This is a genomic window from Pseudomonas sp. LRP2-20 (assembly GCF_024349685.1).
Taxonomy (GTDB): domain Bacteria; phylum Pseudomonadota; class Gammaproteobacteria; order Pseudomonadales; family Pseudomonadaceae; genus Aquipseudomonas.
In genome coordinates, this window is sequence record NZ_AP025944.1 from 4,998,755 (window position 1) to 5,011,536 (window position 12,782).

Here is a 12,782-nt window from a genome sequence, read left to right on the forward strand (position 1 = left end):
GCGATATAGCGATTCGCACTGTGTTCAGAACCACTTCATATTTGTATATCGCGAAATACCGATGTACGTTTCGTCCTATCGCGATATACCGCTACAGCACGAGCCTCAACCCATGCCACTCGATCTCGACGAAATCATAAAAGCACTGGCCCACCCGGTCAGGCGAGAAATTCTCAGCTGGCTGAAAGACCCGGCAACGCAGTTTCCCGACCAGTACCACAGCATCGAAAACGGTGTCTGTGCCGGGCAGATCGACCAGCGCTGCGGGTTATCGCAGTCGACCGTGTCTGCCCACCTGGCCACCTTGCAACGGGCGGGTCTGATCAGCAGCCAGAAGGTCGGCCAGTGGCATTTCTTCAAACGCAACGAAGCCACCATCGAGGCGTTCCTCGAACAACTGCGCCAAGCGCTTTGACAAGGCAGGAAACCGTTATGACCACGCTTTTCGATCCGATCCAACTGGGCGATGTGCAACTGCCCAACCGTATCATCATGGCTCCGCTGACCCGCTGCCGCGCCGATGAAGGCCGCGTGCCCAATGCACTGATGGCCGAATACTACGTGCAGCGTGCCAGCGCCGGCCTGATTCTCAGCGAGGCGACATCGGTCACGCCGATGGGCGTCGGCTACCCCGACACCCCCGGCATCTGGAACGATGAGCAGGTCCGTGGCTGGAACAATGTCACCAAGGCCGTGCATGGTGCTGGCGGGCGCATCTTCCTGCAGCTGTGGCACGTCGGCCGTATCTCTCACCCCAGCTACCTCAACGGTGAGCTGCCGGTAGCACCCAGCGCGATCCAGGCCAAGGGCCACGTCAGCCTGGTGCGCCCACTGAGCGACTATCCAACCCCGCGCGCACTGGAAACCGAAGAGATCGCCGACATCGTCGAGGCTTACCGCAGCGCTGCCGAGAACGCCAAGGCTGCCGGTTTCGACGGTGTGGAAATCCACGGCGCCAACGGCTACCTGCTCGACCAGTTCCTGCAGAGCAGCACCAACCAGCGCAGCGACCGTTACGGCGGATCGCTGGAAAACCGTGCCCGGCTGCTGCTGGAAGTGACCGATGCGGCCATCGACGTATGGGGCGCAGGTCGCGTCGGCGTGCACCTGGCGCCACGCGCCGATGCCCATGACATGGGTGATGCCGACCGCGCCGAGACCTTCACCTATGTGGCGCGTGAGCTGGGCAAGCGCGGCATTGCCTTCATCTGCTCGCGGGAGAAGGAAGCCGACGACAGCATTGGCCCGCTGATCAAGGAAGCCTTCGGCGGTCCGTACATCGTCAACGAGCGCTTTGACAAAGCCAGTGCCAATGCTGCATTGGCGGCGGGCAAGGCGGATGCGGTGGCGTTTGGCGTGCCGTTCATCGCCAACCCTGACCTGCCGGCGCGGCTGGCGGCGGATGCACCGCTGAACGCGGCACACCCGGAGACCTTCTATGGCAAAGGGCCGGTGGGTTACATCGACTACCCGCGCCTGTAATCAAGATCGCCGGGGCCGCTTTGCGGCCCATCGCGACACAAGGCCGCTCCTGCAAGGGATCGCGTATTTCTGTAGGAGCTGCCTTGTGTCGCGATAGGAGGGCAAAGCCCCCCTGCATGCTCAAGGCCGGGAATTGATCTGCTGCTGCAGGTTCTGGATCTGGCTCTGCAGGGTATTGAGGTTACGCGTGGTCTGCCCACGGAACGCATCAAACTCCTGCACCGTCGCCCCGCCCGACGACGGCGAGCGGTTATCCATCTGGGTCTTGAGCACCAGCACATCCTGTTCCAGGCTTTCTAGCGCAGCTTTCTGGTTGCCCTGCTTCTTCAGCGCAGCCACTTCATCGCTCAGGTTCTTCAGCTGGCCATCGAGCTTGCCACCATCCACCTGCCCCGATTTCAGCGCCGCCAATTCGGCGTTCACCGCCTTCAACTGTGCCTGCAGCTGGGTCTGCAACTCGGTCACCGCCTTCTGCTGCTCACGGGTATCGGCCAGCACCTGCTCCAGGCGCTTGCCCAGGTCACCGGCCTGCCCCGCCACACCTTGCTGCTGCTTGCCCTGCTCGGCCAGGCTGGCCTGCAACTGACGGATCTGCAGCTTCAGCGCTTCGCTGCCCGTGGTACTCGACGACTCGCTGGCAGCGACCTTGCCGCTGATGGCCTGCAAACGCCCGGCGGCTTCTTCGCTGATCCGCGCAAAACTTTCCTGGGTGGCCACCAGTTGTTGCTCCATCAGCGAAATCTGCTGGAAGCTCCACCAGCCCAGCCCCGCCAAGGCGATGAACGACGCCCCCAGCAACGCCCACAGTGCCCCGGTGCTGGCGGGCCTGGCGGCCTTCTGGCGGTTGCGCGAGACGTGCGCGGGCAGCAATTCGTCGTCATCGGGGGTACCTGCCCGCAAGGTAGGTACATCATCGAAATCGTCGTGGGCATCGTTTCGCATAGGTGGTTTCAACCGCGGTGGTAGCAAAGAGACATGAGTATAAACCGCTCACGCGGCGCACTGATGACCATCATCTGCAGTACTGGTTCACTGCCCCAGCGGTTGATGCTTCCACCAGGCGCAGAATTCATCCAGCGCGGTCCACAGGCTGACCTTGGGCTGGTAATCCAGGTATTGGCGAGCGCGGCTGATATCCAGGGTGAAATCACGGCTCATCACCTGCATGCCCAGGCGCGTCAAGGTCGGCTGCGGGCGCCCTGGCCAAAGCAGGCAAGCGGCCTCGTTCAAGGCGGCCAGGCTGTAGGCCAGGCCATAGGAGCGATAACGGGTAACCTGGGGCAACTGCATCTGGCGCATCACGTAGTTGACCACGTCCCACAGCGGCAGCGGCTGGCCGTTGCTGATGTTGTAGGCCTGGCCCAGGGCGCGGTCTTCGGCGAACAACGCACTGAGCAATGCCTCGTTGAGGTTGTGCACGCTGGTGAAGTCGACCTTGTTCAGGCCATTGCCGATGATCGCCACACGGCCCTTGCGCTGCATCTGCATCAAACGCGGGAAGATGCTCGCATCCCCGGCCCCGGTAACGAAGCGTGGGCGCAGCGCCAGCACTTCCAGGCCGAACTCCTGGGCACCAAACACTTTCTGTTCGGCGATATGCTTGGTCTGCGCATAGTGATCGTGGAAGCGTCGCGGCACCTGGTCCTCACGGATACCCAGGCGCGAACGGCCGTTGAAATAGATCGACGGCGACGACAGGTGCACCAGGCGCCGCACATGCTCCTTGAGGCAGCCTTCGACGACATTTTCCGTGACCACCACGTTGCCCTGATAGAAGTCCTGGTAGCGCCCCCAGTTGCCCACGGCGCCCGCGCAATGCACCACCGCCTCGACACCCTGGCAAAGGCGGCGGGCCAGCTCAGGGTCACCCAGGTCGCCGGGGATGAACTGTGCCCCGCGTTTGACCAGGTGCTCCACGCCTTCGGCACGCCGGCCGCTGACCCGTACAGCCAGGCCCTGCTCCAGGGCAAAGCGCGCGAAGCGCCCGCCAATGAAGCCGCTCGCGCCGGTGACCAGAATTTGCATGTATGACTCCGCCTTGATTTCAGATGCAACAGACGCCAGCCGCCGCTACAAGGGCACCAGCCAGTGCTGTGCCGTATGCCGCAGGTGTTCGGTCAGTTGCCCGAGCAGGTGCCCGCCGTTGCGCCAATGATGCCAGTACAACGGCACATCGATGGGGGTATCGCTGCAGATTTCCACCAACTGGCCGTTCGCCAACTGCTCACGGGCCTGCAACTCGGGCACCAGGCCCCAGCCCAGGCCGGCCTCGGTCATGCGCAGAAAACCCTCGGACGACGGGCACAGGTGGTGCAGGAAACCGTCCTGGATCCCCAGCGATGCCAGGTAACGATGCTGCAGGAAATCGTCCGGCCCGTAGACGATGGCCGGCGTGCGGGCCAGGCGCTGAGCCGCGAAGCCTTGGGGGAAATAGCGCGCCATGAACCCTGGGCTGGCCAGCGCGCGATAGCGCATGGCCCCCAGCGGCAGGCTGCGTGCGCCGGCGACTGGCCGCTCGCTGCCACACAGGCAGGCGGCCACTTCACCCGCACGCATGCGCTTGAGGCCGACTTCCTGGTCTTCCACCACCAAATCAGTGAGCAACTGATGCTCGGCGCAGAATGCCCCCACCGCACCGGCCCACCAGGTCGCCAGGCTGTCGGCGTTGAGGGCGATACGCAGGCGCTCGGGCATGCCTTCCTCGTCCAGCGCGGGTACCTGGCGCTGCAGGTCGCGCTCGAGCAGGCGCACCTGCTGCACATGGTTGAGCAACTGGCGGCCGACCTCGGTCGGGCTCGGTGGCGTGGCACGCACCAGCACCGGCTGGCCGACCCGCGCTTCAAGCAGCTTGATGCGCTGCGAAATGGCCGATTGCGACAGCCCCAGCACCTGCGCGGCACGTTCGAAACCGCCTTGCTCGATCACCGCCGCGAGGGCAGCCAGCAGCTTGTAGTCGAACATCGATTTTCCTAATGACGGATCAGCGCTATTTGTTTTTCTTATACAGCCTGACTCGCCACAATATCCAGCATCTTTTGTGGAGTATTCGCCATGTGGCAAAGCTATCTCAACGGCATGCTGGTGGCCTTCGGCCTGATCATGGCCATCGGTGCACAAAACGCCTTCGTTCTCGCCCAGAGCCTGCGCCGCGAGCACCACTTGCCGGTGGCTGCCCTGTGCATCGTGTGTGACGCGATCCTGGTGGCCGCCGGGGTGTTCGGCCTGGCCACGGTGCTGGCGCACAACCCGACGCTGCTGGCGATCGCCCGCTGGGGCGGCGCGGTGTTCCTCCTCTGGTACGGTGCCAAGGCACTGCGCAGTGCCTTTTCCAAGCAGAGCCTGCAACATCAGGAAGGCCAAGGCCTGCGCTCGCGCCGGGCAGTGTTGCTGAGTGCCCTGGCGGTCACCCTGCTCAACCCGCACGTGTATCTGGACACGGTGTTGCTGATCGGTTCGCTAGGTGCCCAGCAGACTGCTCCAGGGGCCTACGTGGCCGGGGCGGCCAGCGCCTCGCTGCTGTGGTTCTCGACCCTGGCGATCGGAGCGGCCTGGCTGGCACCTTGGCTGGCACGGCCAGCGACCTGGCGGATGCTTGACCTGATGGTGGCAGTGATGATGTTCGCGGTGGCGGCGCAGTTGATCTTCAGCTGACCTGGGCTTGTCACAACATTTGCAGCGCCTGTGAGATCGAGCGCCGCCCGCGCGGCGCATCGCGAGCTGCGCTCGCTCCTACGTTTGTTTCGGGCCCATTATTCCTGGAGGATTTGCGCGCGAACGTCTTGGCGCATGGCACGCTGTCGCGTCGTACCAACAAGGCGGTCGCGCGCGCCTGTCACAGGCTTTACTGGCCCGAAACAAACGTAGGAGCGAGCGCAGCTCGCGATGCGCCGCGCGGGCGGCGCTCGATCTCACAGGCAACACAAGCCTCAAGTCAAACACCACCGGTCGGCAACCGCCAACCGCTCTGGAACCTCTATTCCCTATCTTTGTTGCGTGGTTATGCGCAGGGCCCGGTGCTATGATCCAGCCCTTGCGTCGCAAAGAGTACAAACTCGCCGACGTACATCGGGCCGCCCGTGATCGGCCTTGCGCAAACCGCAAACAGACCTGAATCAGGAGATCCACCATGGCTTTTGAATTGCCGCCGCTGCCGTACGCCCACGATGCCCTGCAGCCGCACATCTCCAAGGAAACCCTGGAGTATCACCACGACAAGCACCACAACACCTATGTCGTGAACCTGAACAACCTGGTCCCAGGCACCGAATTCGAAGGCAAGACCCTGGAAGAGATCGTCAAGGCCTCTTCGGGCGGCATCTTCAACAACGCCGCTCAAGTCTGGAACCACACCTTCTACTGGAACTGCCTGTCGCCAAACGGCGGCGGCCAGCCAACTGGCGCCCTGGCTGATGCCATCAACGCCGCTTTCGGTTCCTTCGACAAGTTCAAGGAAGAGTTCACCAAGACTTCGGTTGGCACCTTCGGTTCCGGCTGGGGCTGGCTGGTGAAGAAAGCTGACGGCTCCCTGGCCCTGGCCAGCACCATCGGCGCCGGCTGCCCGCTGACCAGCGGCGACACCCCGCTGCTGACCTGCGACGTCTGGGAACACGCCTACTACATCGACTACCGCAACCTGCGTCCGAAGTACGTCGAGGCATTCTGGAACCTGGTCAACTGGGCCTTCGTTGCCGAACAGTTCGAAGGCAAGACCTTCAAGGCCTGATTCATTCAGCCCTGAACGAAAAGCCCGGCCCAATGCCGGGCTTTTTTGTGCCTGAGCGTTTTTCCCCAAAGTCTTGCTCAGTACGCATAGCGCGCTAACATCAAACGTCTGGAAGTTTGATGGCGCGCACTCAAGTTGCAGGGTCGGGCAACCGATACACTACCCAAGGTCGGCCGATAGTGTATTGCCAACGTTAATGGCAAAATGATGCCATGCGCATGGATTAAGGAAACCCCATTGAAGCTGGAATTGCGGAACAGCTTATCGGTCAAGTTGCTCAGGGTCGTGCTCCTTTCGGCGCTGGCGGTCGGCGTCGTCCTCAGTTGCGCGCAAATCGTCTACGACACCTACAAGACCCGCCAGGCCGTCAACAACGACGCCCAACGCATTCTCGACATGTTCCGTGACCCCTCGACCCAGGCGGTGTACAGCCTTGACCGGGAAATGGGCATGCAGGTCATGGAAGGCCTGTTCCAGGACGAATCGGTGCGCATGGCCTCGATCGGCCACCCCAACGAAACCATGCTGGCGGAAAAGTCCCGCCCGCTGCAGGACATGTCGATGCGCTGGCTGACCGACCTGATCCTCGGCCAGGAGCGCACCTATACCACCCAGCTGGTCGGTCGGGGCCCGTACAGCGAGTACTACGGCGACCTGAGCATCACCCTCGACACCTCGTCCTATGGCGAAGACTTCCTCATCAATGCGGTGATCATCTTCATTTCCGGGGTGTTGCGCGCCCTGGCCATGGGCCTGGTGCTGTACCTGGTCTACCACTGGCTGCTGACCAAGCCGCTGTCGAAGATCATCGAGCACCTTACCCAGATCAACCCTGACCGCCCCAGCCAGCACCAGATCCCGCTGCTCAAGGGGCATGAGAAGAACGAGCTGGGCATCTGGGTCAATACCGCCAACCAGCTGCTGGCCTCGATCGAGCGCAATACCCACCTGCGCCACGAAGCCGAGAACAGCCTGCAACGCATGGCCCAGTACGATTTCCTCACCGGCCTGCCCAACCGCCAGCAACTGCAGGAGCAGCTCGACAAGATTCTCGCCGACGCCGGCCGCCTGCAGCATCGCGTGGCTGTACTGTGCGTAGGCCTGGACGACTTCAAGGGCATCAACGAACAGTTCAGCTACCAGACCGGCGACCAGCTGCTGCTGGCCCTGGCCGATCGCCTGCGCGCCCACAGTGGGCGCCTGGGTGCCCTGGCACGCCTGGGTGGCGACCAGTTCGCCCTGGTCCAGGCCAATATCGAGCAGCCTTACGAGGCTGCCGAGCTGGCCCAGAGCATCCTCGACGACCTGGAACTGCCGTTCGGCCTCGACCACCAACAGATCCGCCTGCGCGCCACCATCGGCATCACGCTGTTCCCCGAGGACGGCGACAGCACCGAAAAGCTGTTGCAGAAGGCCGAGCAGACCATGACCCTGGCCAAGGCCCGCTCGCGCAATCGCTACCAGTTCTACATTGCCAGCGTCGACAGCGAAATGCGCCGCCGTCGCGAGCTGGAAAAAGACCTGCGCGAAGCACTGCCGCGCAACCAGCTGTACCTGGTCTACCAACCGCAGATCAGCTACCGCGACCACCGCGTGGTCGGCGTCGAGGCCTTGCTGCGCTGGCAACACCCGGAGCTGGGCATGGTCCCGCCCGACCAGTTCATCCCGCTGGCCGAGCAGAACGGCAGCATCATCAGCATCGGCGAGTGGGTACTCGACCAGGCCTGTCGGCAATTGCGCGAATGGCATGACATGGGCTTCAGCGAACTGCGCATGGCGGTCAACCTGTCCACCGTGCAGCTGCACCACAACGAGCTGCCGCGGGTGGTCAACAACCTGCTGCAGGCCTACCGCCTGCCGCCGCGCAGCCTGGAGCTGGAAGTGACCGAGACCGGCCTGATGGAAGACATCAGCACCGCCGCCCAGCACCTGCTGAGCCTGCGCCGTTCCGGGGCGATGATTGCCATCGACGACTTCGGCACCGGGTATTCGTCGCTCAGCTACCTGAAGTCGCTGCCGCTGGACAAGATCAAGATCGACAAGAGCTTCGTCCAGGACCTGCTCGACGACGACGATGACGCCACCATCGTTCGCGCCATCATCCAGCTGGGCAAGAGCTTGGGCATGCAGGTGATCGCCGAAGGCGTGGAAACCGCCGAGCAGGAAACCTACATCATCGCCCAGGGTTGCCATGAGGGTCAGGGCTACCACTACAGCAAGCCACTGTCGGCGCGCGAGCTGACCAGTTTCCTCAAGCAGGCACAGCGCAACCAGGTCACCGCGCTGTAACGCTTGCCCCTCCGCTTACAGGCCGTGACGCGCATTTACATGAATTGCGCGCCCGCCCCTTTACAGCAAATGCAAATCTTTCGCATGATGTTACCGTTTCGCGTGCCACGGCGCACGGCCTAACCCCATGGTCCAACCACACGACGCAGGAAACCAATAATGATTCGAATGCCTCTGGCCTCCGCCAGTCTGCTGGCCATCGCCATCGCTCTCGCCGGTTGCGGAGAAGGCAAGGATGACAAGGCCGCCGCCCCGCAAGCTCAGGCACCTGCTGCTGCCAGCACCACCGCTGCTGCGCCCGGGGCTGTCGACGAAGCGGCTGGCAAAGCCGTGGTCAAGCATTACACCGAAATGGTCTACGCCGTTTACAGCGACGCGCTGAGCACCGCAAAAACCCTGCAGACCGCCGTCGACGCGTTCCTCGCCAAGCCCAACGACGAAACCCTGAAGGCCGCCAAAGAGGCCTGGGCCGCCGCGCGCATTCCGTACCTGCAGAGCGAGGTGTTCCGCTTCGGTAACACCATCATCGACGACTGGGAAGGCCAAGTGAACTCCTGGCCGCTGGATGAAGGCCTGATCGACTACGTCGACAAGAGCTACGAGCATGCCCTGGGCAACCCGGCGGCCAACGCCAACATCATCGCCAACACCGAGATCCAGGTCGGCGAAGAGAAGGTCGACGTCAAGGACATCACCCCTGAGAAGCTGGCCAGCCTGAACGAACTGGCAGGTTCCGAAGCCAACGTCGCCACCGGCTACCACGCCATCGAGTTCCTGCTCTGGGGCCAGGACCTCAACGGCACCGGCCCAGGTGCAGGCGCCCGCCCGGCGTCCGACTACCTGGAAGGCAAAGGCGCCACCGGCGGCCACAACGACCGTCGTCGTGCCTACCTGAAGGCGGTCACCGAGCTGCTGGTCAAGGACCTCGAAGAGATGGTCGGCAACTGGGCGCCGAACGTCGCCGACAACTACCGTGCCACCCTGGAAGCCGAGCCAGTGGCCGACGGCCTGCGCAAGATGCTGTTCGGCATGGGCAGCCTGTCGCTGGGTGAACTGGCCGGTGAGCGCATGAAGGTCTCGCTGGAAGCCAACTCGCCAGAAGACGAACAGGACTGCTTCAGCGACAACACCCACTACTCGCACTTCTACGACGCCAAGGGCATCCGCAACGTCTACCTGGGTGAGTACACCCGTGTCGACGGCACCAAGCTGAGCGGCCCGAGCCTGTCCTCGCTGGTGGCCAAGGCCGACCCGGCGGCGGACGCCACTCTCAAGGCCGACCTCGAAGCCACCGAAGCGAAGATCCAGGTTATTGTCGATCACGCGCTCAAAGGCGAGCACTACGACCAGCTGATCGCTGCCGACAACGCTGCCGGCAACCAGATCGTGCGCGATGCCATCGCCTCGCTGGTCAAGCAGACCGGTTCGATCGAGCAGGCTGCAGGCAAGCTGGGTATTGCCAACCTGAACCCGGACACCGCCGATCACGAATTCTGATCAGCCGTTTCGGTTCACAAAGAGGCGACCTTCGGGTCGCCTTTTTTCTGTGCCGGCCCCTTCGCGGCTAAACCCGCTCCCACAGGTATTGCACAAGACCTGGGCCCTGTGATGAACCTGTGGGAGCGGGTTTACCCGCGAAAGGGCCGGTACAGGTTCATGAAAATGCTGGAATTTCACATCCTTTTCACCCGGGTAATTGCAAATTGCTCTTATTCAAACAACGCCGTCCTGCTAAGCTTGCACGCCGGTTTTTCGCTCACGCCCAGGATTTTGCATGTCCTCGTCGCTGTCCCGTCTCTCCCCCCTGCTGCTGGCCCTCACCCTTGCCGCCTGTGACGACGCCCCGCGTTTCACCCAGGCCGAGCCCGGCGAAGCGCTGTCTGGCGGCCTGGCAACGGTTCAGAGCAACGACCGCAAGGCGTTTTCCCTGCCCTCGGCCAACCTCTCGGCCGAGCGGCGCCTGGACTTCGCCGTGGGTAACAGTTTCTTCCGCAGCCCTTGGGTGATCGCCCCATCCACGACCACCGCGCGTGACGGCCTGGGCCCGTTGTTCAACACCACGGCCTGCCAGAACTGCCACGTGCGTGACGGCCGCGGCCACCCGCCGGAGCCCGGCGACAGCAATGCCGTGGGCATGCTGGTGCGCCTGTCGATCCCCGATCAGCCTTACCTGGCCAAGGTGATCGAGCGCCTGGGCGTGGTCCCCGAGCCCGTCTACGGCACCCAGTTGCAGGACATGGCCATCCCCGGCGTGGCACCAGAGGGCAAGGTGCGGGTGAGCTACACCACCCAGACCGTCACCTTCAAGGACGGCCACCCGGTCGAGCTGCGCCGCCCGACCCTGCAGATCACCCAGCTCGGCTACGGCCCGATGCACCCCGACACACGCTTCTCGGCCCGTGTGGCCCCGCCAATGATCGGCCTGGGCCTGCTCGAAGCCATCCCCGAGGCCGACATCCTGGCCAACGAAGACCCGGACGACCGCAACCACGATGGCATCCGCGGCCGCGCCAACCGGGTCTGGGACGACGCCCAGGGCAAGACCGTGATCGGCCGCTTCGGCTGGAAGGCCGGGCAGCCCAACGTCAATCAGCAGAACGTGCACGCCTTCAACGGCGACATGGGCCTGACCAGCACCTTGCAAGCGAAGGACGACTGCACACCGGCCCAGGTCGCCTGCCTGGCCGCGCCCAATGGCAACGGCGAAGGAGACGAGAAGGAAGTCAGCGACAACATCCTGCGCCTGGTCACCTTCTACACCCGCAACCTCGGTGTGCCTGCCCGTCGTGACGTCGGCGCGCCGCAAGTGCTGGCCGGCAAGAACCTGTTCTTCCAGGCCGGTTGCCAGGCCTGCCATACCCCGCAGTTCACCACCGCCGCCAACACCGCCGAAGCGGAGTTGGCCAACCAGGTGATCCGCCCCTACAGCGACCTGCTGCTGCACGACATGGGCCCAGGCCTGGCCGACGAGCGCACCGAATTCGCTGCCAACGGCCAGGACTGGCGTACCCCACCGTTGTGGGGCATCGGCCTGACCGAAGCCGTCAGCGGCCACACCCAGTACCTGCATGACGGCCGCGCCCGCAACCTGCTTGAAGCCGTGCTCTGGCATGGCGGCGAAGCCCAGCCGGCGCGCGACCATGTCTTGACCTTCAATGCCGAGCAGCGCGCCGCGTTGCTGGCCTTCCTGAACTCACTTTAAAACGCGCAAGGAGCCGGGCATGTTCCGACCCAAACTGTTGTTCACCAGCCTCGCCGCACTCGCCCTGGGTGCCTGCTCGCCGCAGGACCCGCAGGCAGTGACTTCCGCCGCCATCGCCAAGCAGGTGATCCTGCCGACCTACAGCCGCTGGGTCGAAGCCGACCGCCAGCTGGCCGCCAGCGCCCTGGCCTACTGTGAAGGCAAGGAAAGCCTGGACACCGCGCGCGCCGATTTCCTCAATGCGCAGAAGGCCTGGGCCGAACTGCAACCACTGCTGGTCGGCCCGCTGGCCGAAGGCAACCGCGCCTGGCAAGTACAGTTCTGGCCCGACAAGAAGAACCTGGTCGGCCGCCAGGTCGAGCAACTGGTCAACGGCGACAAGCCGGTCGATGCCGCCGCCCTGGGCAAGGCCAGCGTCGTGGTACGCGGCCTGTCGGCTTACGAGTACATCCTCTTCGACAGCAAGCCGGACATCGCCACTGCCGAGCAGAAGGCCCGCTACTGCCCGCTGCTGGTGGCCATCGCCGATCACCAGAAGGGCCTGGCCGAGGATATCCTCAAGACCTGGAACAGCACCGACGGCATGCTGTCGCAGATGACCAAGTTCCCCAACCAGCGCTACGCCGACTCCCACGAGGCGATCGCCGACCTGCTGCGCTCCCAGGTCACCGCCCTGGATACCTTGAAGAAGAAGCTGGGGGCGCCGATGGGCCGCCAGACCAAGGGCATTCCACAGCCGCTGCAGGCCGAGGCCTGGCGTAGCCACTCCTCGCTGAAGAGCCTGGAAGCCACCCTCAAGGCCGCCCAGGCAGTGTGGGTCGGGGTCGACAATCAGGGCCTGCGCAGCCTGCTGCCCAGCGATCAGAAAGCCCTGGCGCAGAAGATCGACGACGCTTACGCTACGGCGCTCAAAGTGCTGGCCGACAACCAGAAGACCCTCGGCGAGCTGCTGGCCGACGACGCCGGGCAGCAGACCCTCAACCAGATCTACGATGCCCTCAACGCCGTGCACCGCCTGCATGAAGGCGACCTGGCCAAGGCGCTGAACATCCAGCTGGGCTTCAATGCCAACGACGGTGACTGATC

At 63.7% G+C, this 12,782-nt stretch carries 11 protein-coding genes; 8 read left to right on the top strand and 3 right to left on the bottom strand.

What is annotated here, in order from left to right; all coding sequences use genetic code 11:
* Positions 1 to 112: 112 nt before the first annotated feature.
* Positions 113 to 415 carry an ArsR/SmtB family transcription factor gene (locus OCX61_RS22405; protein WP_261941433.1) on the top strand — a complete coding sequence of 101 codons (303 nt, stop codon included), beginning with the start codon at positions 113 to 115 and terminating at the stop codon, positions 413 to 415.
* Between the two features lie 17 nt (positions 416 to 432).
* Positions 433 to 1,482, top strand: a complete 1,050-nt coding sequence (locus OCX61_RS22410) for an alkene reductase (RefSeq protein WP_261941434.1) — start codon at positions 433 to 435, stop codon at positions 1,480 to 1,482.
* A 120-nt stretch (positions 1,483 to 1,602) separates the two neighbouring features.
* On the opposite strand, the gene OCX61_RS22415 is transcribed toward OCX61_RS22410, so the two are convergent.
* The 3 genes from OCX61_RS22415 to OCX61_RS22425 all read right to left on the bottom strand — a co-directional run bounded on the left by OCX61_RS22415 (position 1,603) and on the right by OCX61_RS22425 (position 4,443).
* Positions 1,603 to 2,424 carry an ATPase gene (locus OCX61_RS22415; protein WP_261941435.1) on the bottom strand — a complete coding sequence of 274 codons (822 nt, stop codon included), beginning with the start codon at positions 2,422 to 2,424 and terminating at the stop codon, positions 1,603 to 1,605.
* An 87-nt stretch (positions 2,425 to 2,511) separates the two neighbouring features.
* Complete coding sequence (locus OCX61_RS22420) at positions 2,512 to 3,507, bottom strand: NAD-dependent epimerase/dehydratase family protein (RefSeq protein WP_261941436.1); 996 nt, start codon at positions 3,505 to 3,507, stop codon at positions 2,512 to 2,514.
* A gap of 45 nt (positions 3,508 to 3,552) precedes the next feature.
* Positions 3,553 to 4,443 (bottom strand): LysR family transcriptional regulator ArgP, encoded by an 891-nt coding sequence (locus OCX61_RS22425; RefSeq protein ID WP_261941437.1) that lies wholly within the window; start codon positions 4,441 to 4,443, stop codon positions 3,553 to 3,555.
* A 90-nt stretch (positions 4,444 to 4,533) separates the two neighbouring features.
* Between OCX61_RS22425 and OCX61_RS22430 the strand changes: the two genes are divergently transcribed.
* The 6 genes from OCX61_RS22430 to OCX61_RS22455 all read left to right on the top strand — a co-directional run bounded on the left by OCX61_RS22430 (position 4,534) and on the right by OCX61_RS22455 (position 12,780).
* Positions 4,534 to 5,133, top strand: a complete 600-nt coding sequence (locus OCX61_RS22430) for a LysE/ArgO family amino acid transporter (RefSeq protein WP_261941438.1) — start codon at positions 4,534 to 4,536, stop codon at positions 5,131 to 5,133.
* A gap of 475 nt (positions 5,134 to 5,608) precedes the next feature.
* Positions 5,609 to 6,205 (top strand): superoxide dismutase, encoded by a 597-nt coding sequence (locus tag OCX61_RS22435; RefSeq protein WP_060508514.1) that lies wholly within the window; start codon positions 5,609 to 5,611, stop codon positions 6,203 to 6,205.
* A gap of 237 nt (positions 6,206 to 6,442) precedes the next feature.
* Entirely contained in the window at positions 6,443 to 8,494 is a 2,052-nt protein-coding gene (locus OCX61_RS22440; RefSeq protein WP_261941439.1) for a putative bifunctional diguanylate cyclase/phosphodiesterase, read from the top strand.
* Positions 8,495 to 8,653: 159 nt separating this feature from the next.
* On the top strand, positions 8,654 to 9,991 hold the full coding sequence (locus tag OCX61_RS22445; protein ID WP_261941440.1) for an imelysin family protein: 1,338 nt from the start codon (positions 8,654 to 8,656) through the stop codon (positions 9,989 to 9,991).
* Between the two features lie 277 nt (positions 9,992 to 10,268).
* Positions 10,269 to 11,696: a di-heme oxidoreductase family protein gene (locus tag OCX61_RS22450; protein ID WP_261941441.1), complete on the top strand. Its 1,428-nt coding sequence runs from the start codon at positions 10,269 to 10,271 to the stop codon at positions 11,694 to 11,696.
* 19 nt (positions 11,697 to 11,715) lie between these two features.
* Positions 11,716 to 12,780, top strand: a complete 1,065-nt coding sequence (locus tag OCX61_RS22455) for an imelysin family protein (protein WP_261941442.1) — start codon at positions 11,716 to 11,718, stop codon at positions 12,778 to 12,780.
* The last annotated feature ends 2 nt before the right edge of the window (positions 12,781 to 12,782 follow it).

Bases quoted from the DNA above. Each gene is read 5' to 3' on its own strand.
- OCX61_RS22455 (WP_261941442.1), top strand. From the start codon at position 11,716: ATGTTCCGACCCAAACTGTTGTTCACCAGCCTCGCCGCACTCGCCCTG.
- OCX61_RS22425 (WP_261941437.1), bottom strand. From the start codon at position 4,443: ATGTTCGACTACAAGCTGCTGGCTGCCCTCGCGGCGGTGATCGAGCAA.
- OCX61_RS22420 (WP_261941436.1), bottom strand. From the start codon at position 3,507: ATGCAAATTCTGGTCACCGGCGCGAGCGGCTTCATTGGCGGGCGCTTC.
- OCX61_RS22430 (WP_261941438.1), top strand. From the start codon at position 4,534: ATGTGGCAAAGCTATCTCAACGGCATGCTGGTGGCCTTCGGCCTGATC.
- OCX61_RS22415 (WP_261941435.1), bottom strand. From the start codon at position 2,424: ATGCGAAACGATGCCCACGACGATTTCGATGATGTACCTACCTTGCGG.
- OCX61_RS22405 (WP_261941433.1), top strand. From the start codon at position 113: ATGCCACTCGATCTCGACGAAATCATAAAAGCACTGGCCCACCCGGTC.
- OCX61_RS22435 (WP_060508514.1), top strand. From the start codon at position 5,609: ATGGCTTTTGAATTGCCGCCGCTGCCGTACGCCCACGATGCCCTGCAG.
- OCX61_RS22445 (WP_261941440.1), top strand. From the start codon at position 8,654: ATGATTCGAATGCCTCTGGCCTCCGCCAGTCTGCTGGCCATCGCCATC.
- OCX61_RS22450 (WP_261941441.1), top strand. From the start codon at position 10,269: ATGTCCTCGTCGCTGTCCCGTCTCTCCCCCCTGCTGCTGGCCCTCACC.
- OCX61_RS22410 (WP_261941434.1), top strand. From the start codon at position 433: ATGACCACGCTTTTCGATCCGATCCAACTGGGCGATGTGCAACTGCCC.